26 protein-coding genes are annotated in these 21,861 nt (G+C 62.4%); 10 read left to right on the top strand and 16 right to left on the bottom strand.

Features of this window, described 5'->3' with window-relative positions; translation table 11 throughout:
• Positions 1-134: 134 nt before the first annotated feature.
• Both EY713_RS19800 and EY713_RS19795 read left to right on the top strand, forming a co-directional pair.
• Positions 135-1,112 (top strand): LysR substrate-binding domain-containing protein, encoded by a 978-nt coding sequence (locus tag EY713_RS19800; protein WP_165491201.1) that lies wholly within the window; start codon positions 135-137, stop codon positions 1,110-1,112.
• Positions 1,113-1,178: 66 nt separating this feature from the next.
• Positions 1,179-1,745, top strand: a complete 567-nt coding sequence (locus EY713_RS19795; RefSeq protein ID WP_245572804.1) for a flavin reductase family protein — start codon at positions 1,179-1,181, stop codon at positions 1,743-1,745.
• A gap of 86 nt (positions 1,746-1,831) precedes the next feature.
• On the opposite strand, the gene rlmH is transcribed toward EY713_RS19795, so the two are convergent.
• The gene (gene rlmH / locus EY713_RS19790; protein ID WP_131118439.1) at positions 1,832-2,314 is read right to left on the bottom strand and encodes a 23S rRNA (pseudouridine(1915)-N(3))-methyltransferase RlmH; all 483 of its coding nucleotides are present in this window, start codon (positions 2,312-2,314) and stop codon (positions 1,832-1,834) included.
• A gap of 37 nt (positions 2,315-2,351) precedes the next feature.
• Positions 2,352-2,807, bottom strand: a complete 456-nt coding sequence (gene rsfS / locus EY713_RS19785; protein ID WP_342635963.1) for a ribosome silencing factor — start codon at positions 2,805-2,807, stop codon at positions 2,352-2,354.
• A 238-nt stretch (positions 2,808-3,045) separates the two neighbouring features.
• Here rsfS and EY713_RS19780 point away from each other — a divergent pair, with 238 nt between their 5' ends.
• Entirely contained in the window at positions 3,046-4,248 is a 1,203-nt protein-coding gene (locus EY713_RS19780; protein ID WP_131118435.1) for a glycine C-acetyltransferase, read from the top strand.
• Positions 4,249-4,330: 82 nt separating this feature from the next.
• Positions 4,331-5,017 (top strand): monofunctional biosynthetic peptidoglycan transglycosylase, encoded by a 687-nt coding sequence (gene mtgA / locus EY713_RS19775; protein ID WP_245572803.1) that lies wholly within the window; start codon positions 4,331-4,333, stop codon positions 5,015-5,017.
• Between the two features lie 9 nt (positions 5,018-5,026).
• Here the strand turns inward: mtgA and hemH are convergent, their stop codons facing one another.
• The 10 genes from hemH to EY713_RS19730 all read right to left on the bottom strand — a co-directional run bounded on the left by hemH (position 5,027) and on the right by EY713_RS19730 (position 13,903).
• Positions 5,027-6,160 (bottom strand): ferrochelatase, encoded by a 1,134-nt coding sequence (gene hemH, locus EY713_RS19770; RefSeq protein ID WP_131118431.1) that lies wholly within the window; start codon positions 6,158-6,160, stop codon positions 5,027-5,029.
• A gap of 14 nt (positions 6,161-6,174) precedes the next feature.
• Positions 6,175-6,624, bottom strand: a complete 450-nt coding sequence (locus tag EY713_RS23255) for a metallophosphoesterase family protein (RefSeq protein ID WP_245572802.1) — start codon at positions 6,622-6,624, stop codon at positions 6,175-6,177.
• A gap of 42 nt (positions 6,625-6,666) precedes the next feature.
• Positions 6,667-6,948 (bottom strand): metallophosphoesterase family protein, encoded by a 282-nt coding sequence (locus EY713_RS23250; protein WP_245572801.1) that lies wholly within the window; start codon positions 6,946-6,948, stop codon positions 6,667-6,669.
• A complete protein-coding gene (thiD, locus tag EY713_RS19760) occupies positions 6,945-7,760 on the bottom strand; it encodes a bifunctional hydroxymethylpyrimidine kinase/phosphomethylpyrimidine kinase (protein ID WP_131118429.1) in 816 nt (271 codons plus the stop codon). The genes EY713_RS23250 and thiD overlap by 4 nt, the downstream gene beginning before the upstream one ends.
• Before the next feature lie 93 nt (positions 7,761-7,853).
• The gene (locus EY713_RS19755) at positions 7,854-8,441 is read right to left on the bottom strand and encodes an NAD(P)H-dependent oxidoreductase (RefSeq protein ID WP_131118427.1); all 588 of its coding nucleotides are present in this window, start codon (positions 8,439-8,441) and stop codon (positions 7,854-7,856) included.
• Entirely contained in the window at positions 8,438-9,877 is a 1,440-nt protein-coding gene (locus tag EY713_RS19750) for an FAD-binding oxidoreductase (protein WP_131118425.1), read from the bottom strand. Before EY713_RS19750 ends, EY713_RS19755 begins: the two co-directional genes overlap by 4 nt.
• Positions 9,874-11,226 (bottom strand): cytosine deaminase, encoded by a 1,353-nt coding sequence (locus EY713_RS19745; protein ID WP_131118422.1) that lies wholly within the window; start codon positions 11,224-11,226, stop codon positions 9,874-9,876. Before EY713_RS19745 ends, EY713_RS19750 begins: the two co-directional genes overlap by 4 nt.
• Positions 11,227-11,228: 2 nt before the next feature.
• Complete coding sequence (locus EY713_RS19740; RefSeq protein WP_425374374.1) at positions 11,229-12,077, bottom strand: ABC transporter permease; 849 nt, start codon at positions 12,075-12,077, stop codon at positions 11,229-11,231.
• 5 nt (positions 12,078-12,082) lie between these two features.
• Positions 12,083-12,871 (bottom strand): ABC transporter ATP-binding protein, encoded by a 789-nt coding sequence (locus EY713_RS19735; protein WP_131118421.1) that lies wholly within the window; start codon positions 12,869-12,871, stop codon positions 12,083-12,085.
• Between the two features lie 24 nt (positions 12,872-12,895).
• Positions 12,896-13,903 (bottom strand): ABC transporter substrate-binding protein, encoded by a 1,008-nt coding sequence (locus EY713_RS19730; RefSeq protein WP_131118419.1) that lies wholly within the window; start codon positions 13,901-13,903, stop codon positions 12,896-12,898.
• A gap of 193 nt (positions 13,904-14,096) precedes the next feature.
• Between EY713_RS19730 and EY713_RS19725 the strand changes: the two genes are divergently transcribed.
• The 4 genes from EY713_RS19725 to EY713_RS19710 all read left to right on the top strand — a co-directional run bounded on the left by EY713_RS19725 (position 14,097) and on the right by EY713_RS19710 (position 17,148).
• Positions 14,097-14,480 (top strand): RidA family protein, encoded by a 384-nt coding sequence (locus EY713_RS19725; protein ID WP_131118416.1) that lies wholly within the window; start codon positions 14,097-14,099, stop codon positions 14,478-14,480.
• 51 nt (positions 14,481-14,531) lie between these two features.
• Positions 14,532-15,371 carry a creatininase family protein gene (locus tag EY713_RS19720; protein ID WP_131118415.1) on the top strand — a complete coding sequence of 280 codons (840 nt, stop codon included), beginning with the start codon at positions 14,532-14,534 and terminating at the stop codon, positions 15,369-15,371.
• A gap of 135 nt (positions 15,372-15,506) precedes the next feature.
• Positions 15,507-16,361 (top strand): formyltetrahydrofolate deformylase, encoded by an 855-nt coding sequence (gene purU, locus EY713_RS19715; RefSeq protein WP_131118413.1) that lies wholly within the window; start codon positions 15,507-15,509, stop codon positions 16,359-16,361.
• A 40-nt stretch (positions 16,362-16,401) separates the two neighbouring features.
• Entirely contained in the window at positions 16,402-17,148 is a 747-nt protein-coding gene (locus EY713_RS19710) for an SDR family oxidoreductase (protein ID WP_131118411.1), read from the top strand.
• Positions 17,149-17,170: 22 nt separating this feature from the next.
• Here EY713_RS19710 and EY713_RS19705 read toward each other — a convergent pair whose 3' ends face one another.
• Both EY713_RS19705 and folD read right to left on the bottom strand, forming a co-directional pair.
• Positions 17,171-17,479: a hypothetical protein gene (locus EY713_RS19705; protein WP_227401030.1), complete on the bottom strand. Its 309-nt coding sequence runs from the start codon at positions 17,477-17,479 to the stop codon at positions 17,171-17,173.
• 155 nt (positions 17,480-17,634) lie between these two features.
• Positions 17,635-18,519, bottom strand: a complete 885-nt coding sequence (folD, locus tag EY713_RS19700; RefSeq protein ID WP_131118409.1) for a bifunctional methylenetetrahydrofolate dehydrogenase/methenyltetrahydrofolate cyclohydrolase FolD — start codon at positions 18,517-18,519, stop codon at positions 17,635-17,637.
• A 200-nt stretch (positions 18,520-18,719) separates the two neighbouring features.
• Here folD and EY713_RS19695 point away from each other — a divergent pair, with 200 nt between their 5' ends.
• Positions 18,720-19,562: an SDR family NAD(P)-dependent oxidoreductase gene (locus EY713_RS19695; protein ID WP_165491200.1), complete on the top strand. Its 843-nt coding sequence runs from the start codon at positions 18,720-18,722 to the stop codon at positions 19,560-19,562.
• Between the two features lie 7 nt (positions 19,563-19,569).
• Here the strand turns inward: EY713_RS19695 and EY713_RS19690 are convergent, their stop codons facing one another.
• Entirely contained in the window at positions 19,570-20,391 is an 822-nt protein-coding gene (locus EY713_RS19690; RefSeq protein ID WP_245572799.1) for a WecB/TagA/CpsF family glycosyltransferase, read from the bottom strand.
• Positions 20,392-20,548: 157 nt separating this feature from the next.
• On the opposite strand from EY713_RS19690, the gene EY713_RS19685 reads away from it, so the two are divergent.
• Positions 20,549-21,256, top strand: a complete 708-nt coding sequence (locus EY713_RS19685; protein WP_131118404.1) for an acid phosphatase — start codon at positions 20,549-20,551, stop codon at positions 21,254-21,256.
• Between the two features lie 4 nt (positions 21,257-21,260).
• Here EY713_RS19685 and EY713_RS19680 read toward each other — a convergent pair whose 3' ends face one another.
• Positions 21,261-21,833 (bottom strand): helix-turn-helix domain-containing protein, encoded by a 573-nt coding sequence (locus EY713_RS19680; RefSeq protein ID WP_131118402.1) that lies wholly within the window; start codon positions 21,831-21,833, stop codon positions 21,261-21,263.
• Positions 21,834-21,861: the final 28 nt, after the last annotated feature.

Below are 21,861 nucleotides of genomic sequence, written 5' to 3'. Positions count from 1 at the left end.
CCCGGGCTCATCTGCGCGGAGAGGCTAGCCCACCGCGATCGTGCGAGCCTCGCCACCTGATCGAGTGTTGCTCAAGAGAGCGGTATGCGTTTTGCTCGGAAGAGGGGTGAGCGTCAAACGATTGGAGAGTTTTGGTGGATTTGCGGCAGCTCCGATATTTTGTTGCGATCGTTGAGCAAGGGTCGTTCTCAAAAGCGGCGCAGCTTTTAAACGTTGCACAGCCAGCTCTCAGTCTTCACGTTCGGAATATGGAAGCCGATTTTGGCAAGAGCCTTCTGTTCCGGAAGGCGCAAGGGGTTTTCCCCACCCAGGCTGGCGAGATCCTGCTTCGTGACGCACGCTCGATCATCCGGCAATTCCAAGCCACCAGACAAGAAATTCAGGAATTCGACGCCGAGCCCCAGGGCGATGTGAAAATCGGCATGTCAGCGTCGATTAGTCCGTTTTTGGGCGTATCGCTTCTCCTCGACACCAAGACCAAATTTCCGAAGATTAAGGTCAAGATCGCAGAAGCGATGAGCGGGTTTGTCCTTGAATGGCTGAAGCAAGGGCGGATCGATATCGGCTTTTTGTATCAGCCCGTTAAGGATGGTGGCTTAAGGTCTATTCCAGTTTTGTCGGAAGATCTTCTTCTCGTCGGTCCGAAGACGCCGCTGATCGGCGTCTGTGCTATGGAAACGGATTATATCTCCTATGCGGACCTGTCGAAGCTTCCATTGATTATGCCGAGCACGGGACATGGCTTACGCGATATTGTACAGGCGAAAGCGCTCGCAATGGGGCATGACCTCAATGTGGTGTTAGATCTCGATGCTTACGCCTGTTTCCGCCCGCTGCTGCAGCACGGACTCGGTTATGCGATCCTCCCGGCGAATGTCGTCGCGCGGGATAGGACGGACGGTCTGAGGACCTGGACAATCGGGGAGAAGCCGCTCCATCGCACAATCTATCTGGTTCACCACAACGATCGTCCGCTGACCCGAGCGGTCGGCGCGGTGATTGAGATTTGCTCCAAGACGTTCGAGCAAATGGTGAGCAATACTGAGTGGAGGGGGGCAAGCCGCACCGATATCCCAGGGCTGTTCGCGACCGAAACCAGCGCTGTTCATTAGGCCGGTATCATTTTCGTCTTTTGTGAGTTGTCGTGCTGTCTCATCGGCCGCGCGATCGTGTTGGACATGATGGAATGCCGCTTCTTAGTCCCTGAGAGGGATGCTCTAATGCACAGCGATGCGCGAACATCCGAAGGCCAAGATGTCTTGAACGGCTTCAAGATGGCGATGCGCCGATTAGCATCGACCGTCACTGTCATTACAACAGCGCTCGACGGACGACGCTACGGGATGGCCGCGACCTCGGTGACGTCCGTCACGGCTCATCCTCCAGCCCTGCTGGTCTGCATCAATCAAAGCGCCAGCATCCATGGGCCGACAATCGCTAACGGTCGGTTTTGTATCAATCTTCTCGGTGTGGATCATGACGATATGGTCGGTCCCTTCAGCGGCCAAGCGGCTGGCGAGGATCGATTTGCATATGGCACGTGGGACGCGCATTCCGGCGGGCTTCCCTATCTGCTCGACGCTCAGGCGAATCTCTTCTGTGTTCTCACCAAGCGCGTTTCATACGGCAGCCACTCGATCTTTGTCGGCGAAGTGGAGCAGGTTCGGCTTTGCGGAGACACTGAGCCGCTCATTTATCAGGATGGTGGCTTATACAGGACCTTAGGGCTGCCGACGCAATCCTGACCTTCTGACGGCGCGAAAGACATCGAGGAACGCCGCGGCGCCGTTGTGGTCGATCGACCGAGACCGTCGAGAAGCAGCCATTTTGCTCACCCACGATGATAGGGATGACCAGCCAAAATCGTGCATGCTCGATAAATCTGCTCGGCCGCGAGAACGCGAACGATCTGATGAGGGAAGGTGGCGGCACCATAACAGAGGCACAGCGCCGCGCGGGCGCGGACGTCTTCGCTCAATCCATCGGCTCCGCCGATCACGATCGCAACCGCATCAGTCCCCGCATCGCGCATGACCCCAAGCTTACCCGCAAAAGCTTCGCTGCCGAGCGACGCGCCACGTTCATCAAGGGCGACGATATGGACCTCGGATGGACATTCCGCGAGGATCGCGCGACCCTCCTCGCGCTTTCGTTCAGTCGAGGAACGAGCTCGGCTCTCGTCGAGTTCACGAACCGCGATAGCAGTCAGGCCGACACTCCGCCCTATGGCCTGAGCCCGCTCCATGTAACGGGTCATCAGTTCGCGTTCGGGTCCTGTCTTCATGCGACCGACCGCAAGCAAAACGATTTTCATGGCTCGGTCCGGGTCGGTTTAGGGCAGCCGTGGAGGCTCAGGCTCCCGCGCGACGTGCATCCCGGTCGGCCTGCCTTTCGTCGGGCCGATCGACACCCCAAAGCTTCTCGAGATTATAAAACTGGCGGACTTCGGCGCGGAAGATGTGCACGATCACGTCATGCGCGTCGACCAGAACCCAATCACAATTAGACAGGCCCTCGACGCGCGCCACGACTCCGAGATCCTTACAGGCCCGCGTTACGCGATCCGCAATCGAACTCACATGCGTTGTGGAGCGACCGGTCGCGATCACCATCATGTCGCAAAGCGAGGTCTTGCCACGAAGATCGAGGGGGAGAACTTCGTCGGCCTTGGCGTCGTCAAGACTGTCCAGGACCGCCCGAATGATCTGATCGGAATCGGGCAGAGCGCCCGACGGCGCGGGTTTCGGCGAAACCGCTTCAAGAATGGTGCTCGTGGCCAGTGCGTGTCCCTCACATCCGTGAACCACACGACACCCTCGGTGCCGCGTTCGGCCCACCATTGCGTCACCCAATCAAGATGCGCTGTGGTTCCCTGAATTACAACTGCGCCGCGCCGAAAATGCGAGTGGCGGGCTCCCGTGCCACAGTTTATTCTCGCGCACGCGGTCCTGGCCTAGATGTGATCGACGGGTTTCTTTAGGGGCTTGGTCGCGCTCACTGCGGTGCCAAGCGATCGATCAGGCGAGTGAGCCGGAAGGTGCCACGATGACACAGGCGTTCCTCGATCATCTTTCCGCGACGCTGACGGACGTCGAGCGGGATGGTCTCTATAAGCGCGAGCGTCTTATCGCAGGGCCGCAAGGCGGCTCTATCGCGGTCGAGACGCCGGGCGGTACACGGCCCTTCATCAATCTCTGCGCCAACAATTATCTCGGGCTCGCTTCGGACCCGCGCGTGATCGAAGCGGCGCATCGCGGCCTCGACGACTATGGGTTCGGCATGGCGTCGGTCCGCTTCATCTGCGGGGCGCAGACCCTGCATCGCGAACTCGAGCGCGCGATCGCGAGCTACCTCGGCAAGGCCGACGCGATTCTCTTCGCGGCCTGTTTCGACGCCAATGGCGGCGTCTTCGAACCGCTTTTCGACCAGCAAGACGCAATCATTTCAGATGGGCTCAACCACGCCTCGATCATTGATGGCATCCGGCTCACAAAGTCCAAACGCTATCGGTTCGCTAACAGCGACATGACCGAACTCGAAGATCGATTGAAGGAGGCCGACCGCGACGGGGCTCGCTTCAAGTTGATCGTAACCGATGGCGTGTTTTCAATGGACGGGCACCTCGCACCGTTGGAGCCGATCTGCGATCTCGCGGAACGCTATGGCGCCATCGTGCTGGTGGATGACTGCCACGCGACGGGACATCTTGGCCCGCAAGGGCGGGGCGCAGCCGCGCTGGCCGGCGTGGTGGATCGGGTCGGCATCGTCACCGGCACGTTCGGGAAGACGCTTGGCGGCGGCATGGGCGGCTTCGTTGCGGCCGATCAGCCCGTGATAGACCTGTTGCGGCAACGCTCGCGCCCCTATCTCTTTTCCAACAGCCTTGCGCCGCCCGTGGCGGCCGGGTCGCTGAAGGCCATCGAAATCTGTCTCGAGGCCGACGATCTGCGCGACCGCCTCATGTCGCATACACACCGCTTCCGGGCTGGGCTTGCGGCCGCCGGCTTCGCTCTGCTCCCGGGCGAAACTCCGATCATCCCGGTCATGCTGCATGAGGCCACACGCGCCCAGGCCATGGCCAAGGCGCTCGATGAGCGCGGTGTGTTCGTGGCCGGATTCTTCTTTCCGGTGGTGCCAAAAGGCAAGGCACGGATCAGAACCCAGATGTCCGCCGCCTTGACCGAGGCCGACGTCGACTACGCGATCACGTCCTTTATTGAGGCCGGTCGGGACCTCGACGTGATTTGACCCGATCGACACGCCTGACAGGGTCATCAGACGCTCTGGTCGGGCCCACGGGCGCGATCTCTTCGACGATAGCGTCCTGAGCGTGGGCAAGCCCGGCGTTTTTCGGAGGCTGAACCGCATTCTGAACTGGATCGTAGCGGGTCTCGTTCTCGTGATGCTGCTGTTCGTCGCGGTTTTCGTCTACGACAGCACGCGCCCGGCGATCTCGGTTCTGATGATCAATCATTGGATCAGGGGAAAGACGGTCGATCGACAATGGATCCCGCTTGCCGACGTCTCGCCCCGGCTGATCGACTCGGTCGTCATGTCCGAGGACGGGCAATTCTGCAGCCATAACGGCGTCGATTGGCACCAGTTGCAGGACGTGATGGACGATCCCGACGGTCCCGCGCGGGGTGCGTCGACCATCACGATGCAGGTCGCCCGCAACCTGTTTCTCTGGAACGGGCGCTCGTTCATTCGGAAGGGCTTGGAGATCCCGTTGGCGCTCCTGGTCGATGCGCTCTGGAGCAAAAAGCATATTCTGGAGGTTTATCTCAACATCGCCGAATGGGGCGACGGGATATTTGGGGCGGAGGCGGCGGCGCGGCACGATTTCAACAAAAGTGCCGCGCAACTCACGACGCGCGAAGCCGCTCTTCTTGCAACCGCGCTGCCGAACCCGTTTCTCCGCAATCCCGCCAAGCCGAGCCGCAACCATCGCTATCTGGCTGAGATCAACACGGCGCGGACGCGGGACGCAGCTGAGTGGACCAGCTGCCTCCGCTGACCGACCGGTTCAGACGCTGGCGACGACCGGAACATCGACGGTTGCCGGCGTAGCGCCCTCGACCCAACCCATCAGCTCCCGCCGCACAATGGCCTCGATCACCTTCATGCCGCCGGCGCTATCGTTGAGACACGCGATGCGAGCGAATTTCTCACCGCCGCCATGCAGAAAATATTCGGCATTCTCGGCCCCGATTTCCTCGATCGTCTCGAGGCAATCCGCAGAAAAGCCTGGCGTTAGGACCGCCATGCGCTTCACGCCCTGCGCCGCCAGCGCCTTAATTGTCTCATCCGTATAGGGCTGCAACCACTCGGCCGGCCCGAAGCGCGACTGAAAGGTGATCTTAAAGTTCTCCGGCGTCAGGCCGAGCCGCTCACGCAACAAGCGGCCGGTCTTCACGCATTGGCAATGATAGGGATCGCCCTTCATCAGATATTGCTTCGGGACCCCGTGGAACGACGCGAGGATGACCTCCGGGACGAGATCGAGCGTCGCGAGATGCTCCGTCACCGATTTCGCCAGTTCCTCGATGTAGACCGGATCGTCATGGTAGGGCGGCGCGACCCGCAAGGACGGCTGCCAGCGCATCGCCATCAAAGCTTCGAAGACCTTGTCGCAGGCCGTGGCGCTCGTGGCTGCCGCATATTGCGGGTAGAGCGGCACCAGAAGAATGCGGTCGCATCCCGCAGCCGAAAGCTTGTCGATCGCGGATTTCATCGACGGGTTGCCGTAACGCATCCCCCATTCGACCACGACCTTGTCGCCGCTCGCGCCGAACAGGCCCGCGTCGATCGAGGCTTGAAGCTGCGTGGCTTGCCCTCGCGTGATTGTCTTCAGCGGGCTTTCATTCAGTTCCCGGTTCCATATCGTGTCGTAATCCTTGCCCTTGCGACCGGGGCGGATCGTCAGGATGATGAGGTTCAAAATGAGCAACCAGATGATCCGGGGGGTCTCGATGACACGTCGGTCGGATAGGAACTCGGAGAGATAACGGCGCATCGACCAATAATCGGTCGCATCCGGCGTTCCGAGATTGCTTAGCAGCACGCCGACCTTGCGAGTCTTCACGGCCGGATGGCCGGGCGGCAGCGGACCGGTGGCGGCCATACGCTCGGCCGTCGTGAATGTGGGAGACATGTTCATCGCAGACCCTTCGACTATATCGCCGCCTCCGTGGCGCGGATGAAGCCGTGCCGCAAGGCATAGGTCCAATCCTGCTCGCCCAAGCTTTCGGCGCGGCGCGCGGCTCCTTCATGATCATAGGGGATCGCACGAAATTCAACACCCGCTAGGCCCGTGGCACGATCGTCCGCGACGGTGACGATCGCATAACGGGCCAGCGGGCTGCCGCTCTCGGAGACGTGAGCAGGGTGGTCCGGATCGACGTAAGCCGGGCAGCCGACGCTGCCGGGATTGACGATCCACGGGCCATTCGGAAGGCGAACCACGGTGGCGATGTGACTATGAGCCGCCAGCACGAGACCAACGTCGGGGAGATCGCCGAGCCGATCCGATATGCGCTGGTGCGGCGCGGGCAGTAGCCGGCCGTTGACGACCTCTTCGGTCAGATAGGCATTGTCGTCGTTCGGCGAGGCATGGAACGCCACGAGACCACCCGGCCAATCGAGGCACGTCGGCAGAGTCGCCAGTCATCGACGCACCTCGTCATCGAGCGCGTCGCTTGCAAAGAGGTCGCTGTCGGTCAGCTCGGCACGTGGCAAGGTTCCGACCCATCGATCGTGATTGCCCCGGACGGTCGCCCAATCGAGCTCGCGCAGCCGATCCAAGGTTTCTCGCGGCCAGAGCGGCCCCGACACGCAGTCTCCAAGATTGATGACACGATCGCACGATTGGTTGCCGAGATCGGCCAGCACAGCGTCCAATGCCTGCAGGTTGCCGTGAATATCGGCAACAACCGCAAGACGCCTCATGGTTCGGCCGATCTCTTCCAAAGACTATGAAAATGATGCACCGGCCCGTGGCCGCCACCGACCCGCAGCTCGCCGCTGGCCCGGAGGGCATCGGTCAGGAACGCCTTCGCTTTCGTGACCGCGCCCGCAAGATCGTCGCCGAACGCGAGATAGGCCGCGATAGCGGACGACAGGGTGCAACCGGTTCCATGCGTGTTGGGCGTGTCGATGCGAGGCGCCGAAAACTCCCGCATGGTGGTTCCATCAAACAGAATGTCGACCGCGACATCGCCATCGAGATGGCCACCCTTGACCAGAACCGCGCGTGCGCCCGACGCAACGAGCTTCTCGGCCAACAGCCGCATTCCGGCGACGTCGGTTGGCACAGCCCCGTCGGCAAGGCGTGCCGCCTCGGGTAGATTGGGGGTTACCAGCGTGGCGAGCGGCAGCAGAAGGCGGGTCATCGCACCGACGACATCGGGGCTGCCGAGGCTGTCACCACTCGTCGCGACAAGCACAGGATCGAGCACGATGTTGCCGGCCGCGTGGCGCACCAGTCGATCGGTCACGGCCGCCACGACCGCGCCATCGGCCAGCATCCCCAGTTTCACTGCATCGACCGAAATGTCGGCGAAGATCGCGTCGATCTCGGCCGCCACAAACTCCGGCGGCACGACATGGACGCCGCTCACGCCCCGCGTATTCTGGGCCGTCAAAGCGGTGAGCGCCGCCATGCCATAGCAGCCGAGCGCCGAGAAGGTTTTGAGGTCGGCCTGAATGCCGGCGCCGCCACTCGGGTCCGAGCCGGCGATCGAGAGAAGATTCGGGATCATCAGACGAGTGTACCTGGAGGTTGGGGTTCGCGGTAGCATCCGAGCGGCTCCCGACCCTCTCGAGACGCGTCGGTCGGACAGCCGCGCCTCGGTCTAACGCCAGCGCGAAAACGTGGCGTCGACACGGCTCATGAAGGCGGCCCGCTTTGCCTCCGTCGTATGGTTCATGTCGTAGCAGGCGAGATAATCGGTGGACGCGGTCAGCGCCACATGGGCGCGCATCATGCGGGTCACGCAACGTCGGGGCGGATCGCTCATCAACCGGGCGCGCCACCATTGGCCGCCATACGTACAGACGGCCGCGAGCTTTTTGATGTGCCGCAGCGTGAAGCTTAGGTCACCGTTTTCGGCCAGCTCGAAGGCGACACCCGGCACCCAGACCCGATCGAGATAGCCTTTGAGAATGGCCGGAAAGCCGAAGTTCCAAACCGGGTAGATCAGCACCAAGGCGTCCGCCCGCCGTAGCCGTTCGACATGCGGCCCGATCCGCGATTGATTGAGGCCGGTGTCATGATAATCGATCCGGTCCTGCCGCGACATGACAGGGTCGAACCCCTCCGCATAGAGATCGCAATCGTCGACGGTATGACCAGCCCGCTCGAGACGCGTCACGACCGTGTGGTGAAGGCCGCCGACGAAACTCGTATCGACCGGATGGGCGTAGACGACGAGGACGTTCATACGTCGCCGTCCCACCCAGCCCCGACGGCCGACAGGCTGGGAAACAGGTAGGTCTTGCCGCTGTCGAAGTCGAAATCGGGATCTTCCCATGCGATCATCTTGCCGGGGTTGAGCAAGCCCTGCGGGTCGGCTTCCTGTTTGAACGCCAGTTGCACCCGGTCTGTCTGCTTCATACCGCCTTCTTCCAGGGTGTAACGATGCGGATTGAAGACCGGCGCGCCCATGTCTTCATGGATGCGGATGATCTCGTCGAGCCGTTCCTCTGTCGTGAAGCGGACCAACGACAGGCCGAAGCAGGTCACTTTACCGTTGAAACGCACATATTCGAGATGGCCCATGACTTCGTCGCCGAAATGGCCATGCACCTTGGCGATCGTCTCGAGTTGATGGGGGAACGGGAACAGCACCTGCAGATAGGTGATGGCGGGATCCACCCGCAGCGCCCGCAAGGTGGTGTGGTTCCAGGAGAGTTCGTAGTTGGCCGGCAGCCCCTCGCGATCAGCCGCCGCGATGCGGCTTGCGTCGAACAGCACCTCCGCGCCGGCAAAGCGCTTCACGAAGGTCGCGAAGGCGTCGAGTGCCTGTTCGGCCACCATCAACAGCACGACGCTTTTCCGGTCCGGCAGAAATCGCTTGTGGCGCAGGAAATAGCTTTGCGGCACGGGCGCCGCGATCGGCGTGATCAGCTTGGTCAGGATGCCGTCTTCCTCGCCAAGGAGGTTGCCGAACCGAGCCGCATCGTTGAAGTCGTCGAAGCCGACGATGATATCGACCCATTCATGCGCCTGAGTCAGCGGCATTTCGACTTCGGTGATGATGCCGTTGGTGCCATAGGCATGCGCGACCTTGTTGAGATCCTCGCCCCGTAAATCGAGAATGCGAGGCTCCGCCTCCATGGTCACGACCTGAAGACGCAGGATATTGCCGAGATCGCGCAGGCCGCCCCAGTTGATCGAGCCAACGCCGCTCGATCCGCCCGCGATGAAGCCGCCGATCGAGGCCGTGTTGTAGGTCGAGGGATGCATTCGCAGCTCCTGCCGCGAATGAGCCTTGGTGGCGACGTCGATGTCGACCATCACGGCGCCCGGCTCGCATACGACGCGCCCGGGCGCGATGGAGACGATCTGGTTCATCTCCGCGAGATTGAGCACGATGCCGCCCGAGAGCGGCATGGCCTGTCCGTAATTTCCGGTTCCCGAGCCGCGTGGCGTGACCGGGATGCCGAGCGCATGGGCGGCCCGCAGCGTTTGGACCACCTCGTCGGTCGAACGTGGGCTGACCACGATGTCGCCGACGATGCCGTCGAGTTGGCGCTTGAGAACAGGCGAGTACCAGAAAAAGTCGCGGCTCTTCTGCTTCACGAGCGCCGGGTTTTCTTCGACGCGGATCGCACCGAGGCGCTGCTTCAGAGCGGCAATGTCATAGCGTGCGGTCAAGGCGCCAAACCTTCGAGATGGTCGAGTTGCGCGTAAGCGGGCAGGGCGGTGTCGATCGGTCGCCCGCTCCGAATGACGATCCGGTCCTGGCGGGGGCGCGCCAGGAGTTCGGACAGGCTGCGGGCCGGGAGAATGACGAGGTCGGCCGGATCGCCGACCCTGATCCGTCCGGGACGATCGAGCCCAAGCGCCGTGGCGGGTGTCGCCGCGATGATGTCGGCCCAGGGTCCGACCGGATGATCGAGATGGGCGATGCGCGTTCCTTCGCGCCAAACTTCCAGCATGTCGAGGTCGCCATAGGCGTAGAACGGGTCGCGTGTGTTGTCGCTCGCGATCATCACGGGCACACCGGCCGCCCGCAATTCCTTGATGGCCGTCACCCCGCGCCACCGCGGCGTGCGCTCCAGTTTGTCACGATCCTGCAAATACATATTGCAGAGGGGGAGCGACACCACGGACAATCCGGCGCGGGCCACGAGATCGATGGTTCGCCGCATGGTGTCGGGATCCATCAACGCCAGCGAGCAGCAATGGCCGACGAGGATGCGGTGCGGAAAGCCGAACGCCAGCGCGGTTTCGGCAATCATCGCCAATGTGTTGACGGCGGGATCATTGGTCTCGTCGGCATGGAAATCGAGTTCGAACCCGCGGTCGGCCGCGAGACGGAACAGACGATCGAGCCCCGGACGGAGCGCCGGGCCGGGGTAGGTGACCGCACCGAGGCAATGGCCGAACTCACCCACCATGTCGGCGATGTCGCGCATATGCGCGTCGTCGAGCGCGAGGTCGATGCCGAACAGCGGCGAAGCCTGCAACTCGATACGCCCGCGCCATCGCTCCCGCGTTTCGGCGAAGACCGGCCACGAGATCCGGGTCTGTCCCAGGGCGCTATCGAGATGGGTGCGGATAGCTCGCGTGCCATGCGCGTAGGCAGTCCGCAGCGAAAATTCCATGCGGGTCGCGACGTCGTTGGCGGTCCAATGCGCGGCGCGATCGACCGGGACGGTGGCGAGCGCGCCCTCGAACGAGCCGTCCGGATTTGGCGCGCGCGGCCAGATATGACCCTTGTCGAGATGAGTATGCGCGTCGACGAAGCAGGGCAGCACGAGGCCGGGACGCTGCAGGACCGGTCCCGTGGCCGGCAAGGCGCCAGCTGAGGAGATCCTGTCGATGCGGCCGTCCACGATTGCGATGTCGACGGCGACGAGGCCATCATGGTCGGCGATGGCAAGGTCGGGCGTGCGGCTTACGTCTCCGCCGATCGTCGGCTCCAGCAAGGCGGTCGGGACCCGAGCATCCGCGATGGTCCAGGTTCGGGCCGAGGCAGGCAGCCGGAATGTGGCGCTCATGCTCAATGCCCCTTTTGGCGCGCGCTATCGTGCCAGCGGCGCAGCAATAGATAGCTGAGCAGCGTAAACATCACGTAGATCAGGATGCCGGTCAGCGAGATCAGCACCAAAGCCGCGAACATGCGCGGAATGTTGAGGCGAAACCCAGCCTCGACGATGCGAAAGGCGAGCCCCGACCCTTGTCCAGCCGAACCGGCCGCGATTTCGGCCACGATGGCACCGATCAACGCCAATCCGCCGCCGATCCGCAAGCCGCCGAGAAAATAGGGCAGGGCCGAGGGCAATCGCAGCCGCAGCAGCTGCTGCCAGCGCGAGGCGCGGTAGAGCTCCATCAATTCGAGCAGATTGTGGTCGGCGGAGGCAAGCCCCAGCGCCGTATTGGACAGGATGGGAAAGAACGCCACGAGGAACGCGCAGACCAGCACGGCAATCTGCGGCGTCAGATAGATCAATAAAAGCGGCGCGATCGCCACGACTGGCGTGACTTGCAGGATGACCGCGAACGGAAAGAACGATCGCTCGATCCATTTCGATTGAGCGAAGATCATGGCGAGCCCGACGCTGCCGACCACCGCGAGGCCGAGTGCCAGAAACGTCGTCCGCAGCGTGACCAGCAGCGACACCGAGAGCACGCCCCAATCCTTGACCAGCGTCGTGGCGATGAGGCTCGGGGCCGGCAGGATGTAGGCTGGGATATTCTGCACCCGCACGACCGCTTCCCATCCAGCGAGGGCCAGCAGGAAGATGACGCATGGCAGGACGTAGTCGATGAAATGATGGGGCGCGAGGCGATAGCGCGCGCGTGACGCATTCGGCTCCGCGAGGTCCATCTGGTCCGACACAGGATCGATCGTGCTCACAGATGATCCTCCGCCGCCATGGCACTGTGCAACGACAGCGAGGCTGCCCGACACGTCTCGACATAGATCGGCGTCGAGCGGAAATCCTCCGTGCGTTCGGCAGGCGCCTCGACCACGATATCGTCGATGGCACGGCCGGGGCGCGACGCCATCACGACGATGCGGCTCGACAGATAGACGCTCTCATAGACCGAATGCGTGACGAACACGACCGTGGTGCCGAGGTCGGTTTTCAGGCGGATCAGATCGTTGTTAAGCCGGAACCGGGTGATCTCGTCCAGCGCCGCGAAGGGCTCGTCCATCAGCAGCAGACGAGGCTTGATGACCAATGCTCGCGCAATCGAGACCCGCATCTTCATGCCGCCTGAGAGCTCACGCGGATAGCTGTTTATGAATCCCGATAGCCCGACGAGCGAGAGCGCCTCGGTGATGGCGGGCGAGGCCGCGCTGCGCGAGACGCCGCGCAGCCGCAGCGGCAGCCACACATTGTCGAAGACGCTGGCCCAAGGCATCAGCGTCGGCTCCTGAAACACGAAGCCGATCTCCGACTGATCACCCGTCTGCTGCATCGTCCCAGATGACGGAGCCGTCAATCCGGCGACGATCCGCAAAGCCGTCGATTTTCCACAGCCGGACGGGCCGATGAGGGAGACGAACTCTCCCTCACGGATGTCGAGGTCGAGCTTGCTCAGCGCGACCGTCCCGTTGGCAAATGTCTTCGAAACATTGCGAAGCGACACGAGAGGGGCCGTGCCGCCGGCGGGTGAGGATGTTGAGAGCGCCATGATGCTCAAGGAAAAAACGAGACCTTAGTTCTTCGGGCGAAGATCGAGCCCGACTTTCTTGTTCACGAATTGCAGCGTGTAGGACTTCTTGTAATCGATGTCGGGGCTGGTCACGCCTGCCTTCACCATCTTGTCGAAGAAGTCCTTTTGGCGCGCATCCGACATTGCGCCGATGCCATCTTGCAGCGACCCTCCCGAGTCGACGATGCCGTCGCGCTTCAGCGTATCGCGGGCGAAACCCAACTCCTTGTCGGTGATGTCGGGATTGTCTTTCTTGATCGCCTCGTTGGCTTTGGCCGGATCTCCGTAAAGATAATTATACCAGCCGATCGCCGAGGCATCGACGAAACGCTGCACGAGATCTGGGTTCTTCTCGACGAGGTCGCTTCGCGTCTCGATCGTAGTCGAATACGTGCTGAACCCGTTGTCGGCCAGCAGGAAAACATTCGGCTTGAAGCCGCCTTGGGTTTCGACCGCATAGGGTTCCGACGTCGCATAGCCCTGCTGGGCCGACTTTTTGTCGGCGATGAACGGCGCCGTATTGTAGGTATAGGGCTTCACCATATCTTCCGAGAAGCCGTATTGCGACACCATCCAGCGATAGAAGGACGTCAGCCCTTCCTTGCCGATGAAGATCGGCGCGGTCTTGAGCGACTCGAACGTGTCGAGCCCGACACCCGGGTGCGAGAGGATGCACTGCGGCTCCTTTTGGAAGAAGCCGGCCACCACCACGATCGGCACGTGTTGCTCGACCGCCGAATAGGCCTGCAGCATGTTGCCGCCGACATAGAAGTCGAGCTTGCCGCTGGGCAGAAGGATTTCACGGTCGACCTGCGGGCCGCCCGGCAGCAAGGTCACGTCGAGACCGTATTTGGCGTAGGTGCCATCGACGATGGCTTGATAGAAGCCGCCGTGCTCGGCCTCGGCCAACCAGTTGGTGCCGAACGTCACCTTATCGAGCGCGAAAGCACCGGTTGGCGCGAGGCCACCGATCACAAGGGTCAATGTGGCCAGTCGGTTTACCCACGCCATGCTCAACCTCCTTCGGCTCGCTTCGTCAAAACGCAGCGTCAGCCGCGTCTACGATGCCCGTCGCAAGCACGGTCAGCAAGCTCTATGCCTTGTTGTTGCACAATCTTGAGTAAGGCCAATGACGCCTGCTTTGGCGACGCCTGTCCGGCGCAGAAGAGTTTCCTTCGCGCCCCGAACTCGCTAGCCTATCGGCATGCTTCGCCCCCTCGCGCCGACCACCATTCACCCGCCCTTCGCCCGCTACGCCCATGGCATCGAGGTCCCGCCCGGCGCGCGGCTGGTGTTCTGCTCGGGCCAGCTTGGCATCGACGCCTCGGCCACGATCCCGCCCGGCGCTTTCGAGCAGGCGATCCTCTGCTTTCGCGCCATCGAGGCGATCTTAGGTGAAGCCGGTATGACGCTCGATCACCTGGTTCGGCTCAATGCCTACGTGACCGGGCGTGAGCATCTCCCGGCCTATATGGCGGCGCGCGACAGCCTGCTGTCCGGTCCGCCGCCGGCCTCGACCTTGATGATCGTCTCGGGCTTCGCTCGACCGGAGTTTTTGGTCGAAGTCGAGGCCGTCGCGGCGCAGTAGGGGCGGCCCCATCATGGTCTCCGAACGAGCAAAAATTAGGCAAACTGATCGATGAGCGTCTTTCAAACCAAGATCTGGACAGAGCTGACCTGGGCGGATTTTCACGCCGCCGACATGAGCGAGGTCATCGCGGTTCTACCGGTCGCTGCTGTCGAGCAGCATGGGCCGCATCTGCCCGTCGGCGTCGATAGTTTCATCATGGCGGGCTATCTCGAGCGCATTGTCGCTCGCGTTCCGGATGATCTGCCGGCCTTGTTCCTCCCGATTCAGACCGTGGGCAAATCCGACGAGCATATCGAATTTCCGGGAACCTTGACGCTTTCGCCCGAGACGGCGATCCGGGCCTGGACGGAGATCGGCGAGAGCATCCACCGGGCGGGTGTGCGAAAGCTCGTGATCGCCAATTCGCATGGCGGCAACGTTTCGTCGATCGACATCATCGCGCGCGACCTGCGGGTGCGGCTCGGGATGCTTGTGGTCGGGGCTTCTATGCATCGGTTCGGCTATCCGGACGACCTCTATTCGGCCGGTGAACGCGCTCATGGCATTCACGCCGGCGAGGTCGAAACCTCGCTCATGATGGCGTTTCGGCCGGACCTCGTGCGGCATGACAAGCTGCGCGATTTCGTGCCGGACAGTATCGCGATCGAGGCCGAGTTCGCCCGTTTGCGCGTTACGCAGCCGATCGGGTTCGGCTGGATGGCGCAGGACGTGTCACCGGCAGGCGCCATGGGCAATGCTGCGGCAGGATCGCCGGAAAAGGGCGAAGCCAGCGCTGCTTTTGGGGCTGCGGCCTTTGTCGAATTGCTGCGCGATGTCCAGCGGTTCGATCTGGCGCGTTTGCGCCAAGGTCCGCTGAAGTCTGGCGAGTCGGCCGCACGATCGGCTTGAGCGGCGCGATGCGTCCTCGGACCACGAAGCGTCGCTTTAAGCAGGACGGTGGACGTCAGGATCACCTATCCAAAAAAGAGGCTTGCGTGGCAGCGTGACTCAGGCCCAAAAGGCTTTGACTGCTAGGAATATTTTATGCCTGAAGAATATGTCGTCACCCTGGCTTGCGCAAATCGGCCCGGCATCGTCGCGGCCGTCTCGCAATTCCTCTACGATCATGGCTGCGACATCCGAAACTCGCATCAGTTCGACGATCAGGATCGTTTTTTCATTCGGGTCGTCTTCCGGCGCCTCGCTTCGTCGCCACCCGCCGAGAGTCTCGCGCGCTGGTTCTCGCCGATCGCCGAAAAGTTCGACATGGAATGGACACTCCGGCCGGTGCAACACCGCAAGCGCGTGCTCATTATGGTGTCGCGCTTCGATCATTGCCTCGCCGATCTGATTTATCGCTGGCGCATCGGCGAATTGCCGATGGATATCTCGGGCATCGTGTCGAACTATCCGAGCGAGACTTACGCTCATCTCGATATCGCGGACGTGCCGTTCCATCATCTGCCCGTCAACCGGGACAACAAGCCCGCGCAGGAAGCCGAGTTGATGCGGATCGTGGAGACGACCAACACGGATCTCGTGGTGCTGGCGCGCTACATGCAGGTTCTATCCGATGACCTGACCCGAAAGCTGGCCGGTCGCTGCATCAATATCCATCACTCGTTCCTGCCCGGCTTCAAGGGTGCCAAGCCCTACCATCAGGCCTTCGAGCGGGGCGTGAAGCTCATTGGCGCCACGGCTCACTTTGTCACCGCAGAACTGGATGAAGGCCCGATCATCGAGCAGGATGTCGAGCGGATCACCCACGCGGATACCCCCGAGGATCTGGTTCGCAAGGGTCGCGATATCGAGCGGCGCGTGTTGGCGCGTGCGGTGCGGTATCATCTTGCCGATCGTGTATTGGTCAACGGCCATAAGACGGTCGTGTTTCCGGATTGATCGTGCTGTATCGGCGCATCTGCGGTCCGGAGTTGACGTGATGACCAAGACGATTCTCGTGACGGGCGCCAGTCGCGGCATCGGCCGCGCGACCTCGACCCTGTGTGGAGCGCGCGGCTGGTCGGTCGGCGTCAATTATAAAAGTCAGGTGGAGGCGGCCGATGGCGTCGTAGCCGATATTGTCGATCGCGGCGGCAAAGCCATTGCGTTACGGGCCGACGTGTCGATCGAAGACGAGGTGATCCGGTTGTTCGACCAGGTCGAGCGTGCGTTCGGGCCGCTCGATGGCGTGGTCGTCAATGCCGGCATCACGGCTCCGTCTTTGCCCTTGGTGGATATGAGCGGGGAGCGGCTGCGGCGGACCTTCGAGGTCAATACGTTCGGGGCTTATCTCTGCGCTCGTGAAGCGGCGCGGCGGCTTTCCACCGGACGCGGCGGACGAGGCGGATCGATCGTGCTCGTCTCCTCGGTCGCGGCGCGACTCGGATCGCCCAACGAGTTTGTGGATTATGCCGGCGCCAAGGCCGCGATCGACACGCTCACGATCGGCTTATCGAAGGAACTCGGCCGCGAGGGCGTCAGGGTCAATGCCATCCGGCCCGGCCTGATCGAGACCGACATCCATGCCAGCGGCGGAGATCCAGATCGGGCGCAGCGGTTGGGTGCGACGACCCCGTTCGGGCGTGCCGGCCACCCGTCCGAAGTCGCCGAAGCGATCGTCTGGCTACTCAGCGATGCCGCCTCTTATACGAGCGGCGCCATTCTCGACGTGTCCGGCGGGCGCTGAGCCCGCCCAGATCAAGACCCGCTTATTCGGCGGTTTCGGTCACGACAGCCTTCTTTTTAACTGCCTTCTTGCGAACTTTGGGCGGCGGCGCGTTAGCCGCGAGTTCGGCAGCAGCTTCGCGATCCGCCTCTTCCTTGGCCAGACGCAACGCACGAAGACGCGCGGTCTTATTGGTCTCGGATTCGCGCGCGATCATCTGGTCCTTCATGGCCTGATCGGCTTCGAGCTTGCGGCGTGCAACCTGTTGAAATTTAACCTCGGCTTTTGCCATGGCGTCGGGTGAACTGTTTCGTGCGGAAGCCATCGGTATCTCCTCGACGCGGCCGTGCATCGGCTCCGAACGTCGGGGCTGGATGCACGAACCCAATCTTATCTATGCGTCTCATGCGGCTCTTTTCATAGCTCAGCACGCAGCTAAAGGCCAGTTTGTACCGTTTTTGTGCCACGAAATCGCGCCATGCGACCAAAAACATCTCGGCTCGACCATCAGACGGTCGCGGTCGCTCCGGCAATCGCGCAAGCGGCCCGGAGTGTATTGACCAGCAGACAGGCGATTGTCATCGGTCCGACACCGCCCGGAACCGGCGTGATGGCGCCGGCCTTATCGGCGCAAGCCTTGAAGTCGACATCACCGACGAGCTTCATCTTGCCAAGTTCTGCGCCGGCAACGCGGTTGATGCCGACGTCGATCACGGTTGCGCCCGGCTTGAGCCAGTCGGCCTTCACGATCTCGGGGCGGCCGACCGCAGCGATGACGAGATCGGCGCGGGCGCAAACGGCGGCAAGATCCCGTGTTTTCGAATGTGCGATCGTGACGGTGCAGCTTTCGGCCAGCAACAATTGCGCGACGGGTTTCCCGACGATATTCGAGCGGCCGATCACGATGGCGTCGAGCCCTTCGAGCGACCCGAGCACGTCTTTTGCCAGCATGACGCAGGCAAGCGGCGTACAGGGGACGAGGCCGGGCTTGCCGGTTGCGAGCAGGCCGGCATTGATCGGGTGGAAGCCGTCGACGTCCTTTGCGGGATCGACCGCGGTCAAGACCGCATTCTCGCGGATTTGTTTCGGCAGGGGCAGCTGCACCAAAATACCATGGACCGCCGGATCGGCGTTCAGGCTGGCGATCAGGGTCATCAACTCGGCTTCTGTAGTCGTGTCCTGCAAACGATGCTCGAAGGAGCGCATGCCGGCTTCGACCGTCCGACCCGCCTTGTTCTTCACATAGACCTGGCTGGCCGGATCGGCGCCGACAAGAACAACCGCGAGACCGGGCACCACGCCATGGCTTCGCACCAGCGCCTCTACACCGTTCCGCACCCTACCGCGTAGCGTGGCCGCGAAAGCTGTGCCGTCGATGATGCGCGCCGACATGAAGCATGTCTCCTGATGGGTATGGACGTCGTGACGCAGAGCCGAAGCCGTTGCAACTGCGATGGATTACAGGCATCGGAGTGCGATGCGCAAGGGTTTGCTCCATGCGGTGCATGACCTGAGCAGCGCGGTCCGATTGCGCCGAGGGAGCACGCCCAATGAACGCATCGCCCACGAATGGGAAGGATCGCCAGGGATCGATGGTTGGCAAGACGGTGGTGATGACCGGTGCCACCTCCGGTCTCGGTGCTGTCGCGGCCGAAACGCTGGCACGGCGCGGCGCCAAGGTGGTGGTCGTGGCACGAGACGCCGCCCGCGGCGCGCGCACGATGGCGCGACTGACAGCCGCCAACCCGAACGTGACGCACCGACTTCACCTCGGCGACCTGTCGCGGTTGACCGACATGAAGCGCGTCGGCGCCGAGATCGCAGAGGCCGAGCCGATCGTGCATGTCCTGGCCAACAACGCGGGCGCCATGTTCAAAGCGCGTCAGATCACGGAGGACGGTCTCGAGCGCACCTTTGCGACCAACCACATGGCCTATCTGGTTTTGACACTCGGGCTGAAGGCCTCGCTCGAGGCGGCCGGAGGCGCGCGCGTGGTCAACACCGCCTCGGCGGCGCATCGCGGTCAGCGGTTCAACCCGGCCGACATGCAGTCGTTGAAAAATTATAGCGGCCCCTTCGCTTACGGCCGATCGAAACTCTACAACATCTTGTTTACGCGCGAGCTGGCGCGGCGGTGGGCCGGCACGGGCATCACCGTGAATTGCTTTCACCCCGGCGTCGTCGCAACGCGCTTCGGCGATGACAGCGGCGGCTGGCTCGCGCTTCTGGCCCGCGCGGTCAAGACGTTCGCGATCACGCCGGAGCAGGGGGCTCAAACGTTGATCTATCTCGCGGCGTCGCGCAAAGTGGCGGGCATCACCGGCGAATATTTCGATCGCTGTGCCGTGATCGAAGCCCGTCCGCCCGCCCGGGATGATGCTGCGGCCGCCGCGCTCTTTACTGCGAGCATGAAGCTCGCCGGTCTGCCGGATTAAGGCAGGCTCATCGCCCCGAACGGCGCAGCATCAGATAGACCGCATGCGGGTTCGTGGTGAGATAGCGCACGGCGAGACGACGCGGCTCGAGCATCGTCCGATACAGCCATTCAAGTCCGGCGGTCTGCATCCATTGCGGCGCGCGCGTCCGTCGGCCGGAGAGAAAGTCGAAAAGTCCGCCGGATGTCTTGATGGCACCGACATCGGTCAGCCGGTCGAGATGACGGGTCGCAAAAGACTGCTCGCGCGGCACTCCCATGCCGATCCACAAGATGCCGGGCCGGAGGCGATTGATCTCGGCCGCCACCGCATCCTCGTCTGCCGCTTCGATGTAGCCGTTCCGCGCGCCTGCGATGACGAGGGCCGGATAAGCGGCTCGGATGGCGGCTTCCGCGAGAGCCATGGTTTCGGCGGTGCCGCCAAGGAGATAGAAACTCGTGCCGCTGCGTTCCGCCAGACGGGCAACGTCGTGGAACAGGTCGGTCGTGGCGACGCGCTCGGGCAGAGGCGGGGCGCCGACATAACGGGACGCAACCACCATGGCCTGACCATCGGCGTGGATGAGGTCGGCGGCTTCGAAGAGGCGATGGATCGCCGGTTCGGAGGCCGCACGCGACATGACCTCACCATTGGCCGAGGTGACATAGAGGGGCCGGCGGCCGAGTGGTCGGTCGGGTGCGCCGGCCCGGTCAAGCAATAGGGCCGATTCGGCGCGGTCCATGACCGCAATCGGGAGGCCGCCGAGCTGGCGGATCGCGATGCCGGCGATCGCGTCGGATCCGGTGTTGAGCTGAGCCTGGGACTCGCGCGTCGATGCCGGCAGGGCCATTCGTAGACATCCGAAGTAAGCTGATAAGGTCGCAGAATGGTGCAACCCCTCCTTGCCTCGAAACGAAGCGTGGCGGAAGGCCTTGATGACGTCGATTTCTGCGGATGGTTAGTGCCGTCCTGCCGATGATCGGCAAACGGAAGCGAACGGAGCTGCGATGCGCGCCTTGATGTCCCTGTTGTTGGCCTTGATGCTGCAGGCAAGCGTTCCGGCGCGCGCCGAGACCAACGCGCCGTTCAGCGCGGCGCCCTATTTTGACAACCATACCGTCGATCTTTTGATGATCCTGCCTTCTCCGCCGGCAGCCGATTCAGCCGACACCAAGGGCGAGCTTGGGGAATTATTAGTCATCCAGGTCAGCCGCAACGCCGATATGGTGTCACGGGCGCAGGCCGATGCTGTCGAGGAGGTCTGGCGCTTCGCCGACGTGATCGGGCCGAAGTTCACGGCCGAAAACCTGCCGAAGACGGCGACACTTTTCGCGCGGCTCGTCGCGACCGATAACGCCGTCGTCGATCCGGCCAAGACGGCCTTCGCTCGGCTCCGGCCGCATATGGTCAGTGATCTCATCAAGCCGGTCGTCAAGCTCTCGACATCCGGCTCGTGGCCGTCTTCACATGCCGCGCTCGGCACGCTGATGGGAATTGCCCTTGGCGATATGCTCCCCGAGAAGCGCACCGTCATCATGGATCGCGCCTGGACCTATGCCGAGAACCGGCTGGTGGCCGGGATGCATTTCCCGTCCGACATCGAAATGGGTCGGATCGCAGGCTCGGTCATTGCGGCCTTTGCGATGAAGCAACCTCAATTCCAGGTCGATTACGAGGCGGCACGCACGGAACTCAGGACCGCCCTTGGTTTGTAAGCCATCATCGCGGCATGACGGTTTTGACGGGGGCGGCCCATTTGACCGCAATATCGAGGATCGGGTCGCCGAATTGCCCATAGAGGTGAAACAGGGACGACGGGCCGCGGCTTTTCATCAATCGTTTGACAAGCACACGGCCGTCCATAAGGCCGACGACACAGAGCCGGCCGATCAGATCGTCCGTCACGGGTGATCGGACATCATCGAAGAGAACCAGCCAACCGTTGAAAAAGGGACCGAGGCTTTCGCCTTTGATTTCGACCGCGATCGTGCGGTCGGAGGTGCCGTCCGGACCCGCAACTTCGCCGAGGTTTCCCTGACCCTCCGCAAAAAGGATCATTTCGGCACCCGCTCCGACGTAACCGGCGATCGGTACCACGATCGGTTTGCCACGGACGATCTCTCCCGCATCGATCCCATAAGCTTCGGCCGCGCGCTCGATCCACTTATCGCTTAGGCGCCGGGTGCCATTCTCGAGCTTGCCATATTGGTTGCGCGTCGTGCCGAGAGCCGACGCGGCATCTTCCTGCGACCAGCCTCGAGCACCACGCAGCACGCGCAAGTTGTTTGCCATGATTGTGTCGCCTCATCCGCGTGAGGTG

The sequence above is a fragment of the Lichenihabitans psoromatis genome, from assembly GCF_004323635.1.
Lineage (GTDB): Bacteria > Pseudomonadota > Alphaproteobacteria > Rhizobiales > Beijerinckiaceae > Lichenihabitans > Lichenihabitans psoromatis.
This window is presented reverse-complemented; position numbering and strand designations above follow the sequence as displayed.

What these genes read in the sequence shown, in the direction of transcription:
- EY713_RS19755 (WP_131118427.1), bottom strand. Translation starts at nt 8,441, where the DNA reads ATGAACGTCCTCGTCGTCTACGCCCATCCGGTCGATACGAGTTTCGTC.
- EY713_RS19745 (WP_131118422.1), bottom strand. Translation starts at nt 11,226, where the DNA reads ATGAGCGCCACATTCCGGCTGCCTGCCTCGGCCCGAACCTGGACCATC.
- EY713_RS19780 (WP_131118435.1), top strand. Translation starts at nt 3,046, where the DNA reads ATGACACAGGCGTTCCTCGATCATCTTTCCGCGACGCTGACGGACGTC.
- EY713_RS23250 (WP_245572801.1), bottom strand. Translation starts at nt 6,948, where the DNA reads ATGAGGCGTCTTGCGGTTGTTGCCGATATTCACGGCAACCTGCAGGCA.
- EY713_RS19720 (WP_131118415.1), top strand. Translation starts at nt 14,532, where the DNA reads ATGAGCGTCTTTCAAACCAAGATCTGGACAGAGCTGACCTGGGCGGAT.
- EY713_RS19725 (WP_131118416.1), top strand. Translation starts at nt 14,097, where the DNA reads ATGCTTCGCCCCCTCGCGCCGACCACCATTCACCCGCCCTTCGCCCGC.
- hemH (WP_131118431.1), bottom strand. Translation starts at nt 6,160, where the DNA reads ATGAACATGTCTCCCACATTCACGACGGCCGAGCGTATGGCCGCCACC.
- folD (WP_131118409.1), bottom strand. Translation starts at nt 18,519, where the DNA reads ATGTCGGCGCGCATCATCGACGGCACAGCTTTCGCGGCCACGCTACGC.
- purU (WP_131118413.1), top strand. Translation starts at nt 15,507, where the DNA reads ATGCCTGAAGAATATGTCGTCACCCTGGCTTGCGCAAATCGGCCCGGC.
- EY713_RS19695 (WP_165491200.1), top strand. Translation starts at nt 18,720, where the DNA reads ATGGTTGGCAAGACGGTGGTGATGACCGGTGCCACCTCCGGTCTCGGT.
- rlmH (WP_131118439.1), bottom strand. Translation starts at nt 2,314, where the DNA reads ATGAAAATCGTTTTGCTTGCGGTCGGTCGCATGAAGACAGGACCCGAA.
- EY713_RS19690 (WP_245572799.1), bottom strand. Translation starts at nt 20,391, where the DNA reads ATGGCCCTGCCGGCATCGACGCGCGAGTCCCAGGCTCAGCTCAACACC.
- EY713_RS19685 (WP_131118404.1), top strand. Translation starts at nt 20,549, where the DNA reads ATGCGCGCCTTGATGTCCCTGTTGTTGGCCTTGATGCTGCAGGCAAGC.
- EY713_RS19680 (WP_131118402.1), bottom strand. Translation starts at nt 21,833, where the DNA reads ATGGCAAACAACTTGCGCGTGCTGCGTGGTGCTCGAGGCTGGTCGCAG.
- EY713_RS19710 (WP_131118411.1), top strand. Translation starts at nt 16,402, where the DNA reads ATGACCAAGACGATTCTCGTGACGGGCGCCAGTCGCGGCATCGGCCGC.
- EY713_RS19795 (WP_245572804.1), top strand. Translation starts at nt 1,179, where the DNA reads ATGATGGAATGCCGCTTCTTAGTCCCTGAGAGGGATGCTCTAATGCAC.
- EY713_RS19705 (WP_227401030.1), bottom strand. Translation starts at nt 17,479, where the DNA reads ATGCACGGCCGCGTCGAGGAGATACCGATGGCTTCCGCACGAAACAGT.
- thiD (WP_131118429.1), bottom strand. Translation starts at nt 7,760, where the DNA reads ATGATCCCGAATCTTCTCTCGATCGCCGGCTCGGACCCGAGTGGCGGC.
- EY713_RS19735 (WP_131118421.1), bottom strand. Translation starts at nt 12,871, where the DNA reads ATGGCGCTCTCAACATCCTCACCCGCCGGCGGCACGGCCCCTCTCGTG.
- EY713_RS19730 (WP_131118419.1), bottom strand. Translation starts at nt 13,903, where the DNA reads ATGGCGTGGGTAAACCGACTGGCCACATTGACCCTTGTGATCGGTGGC.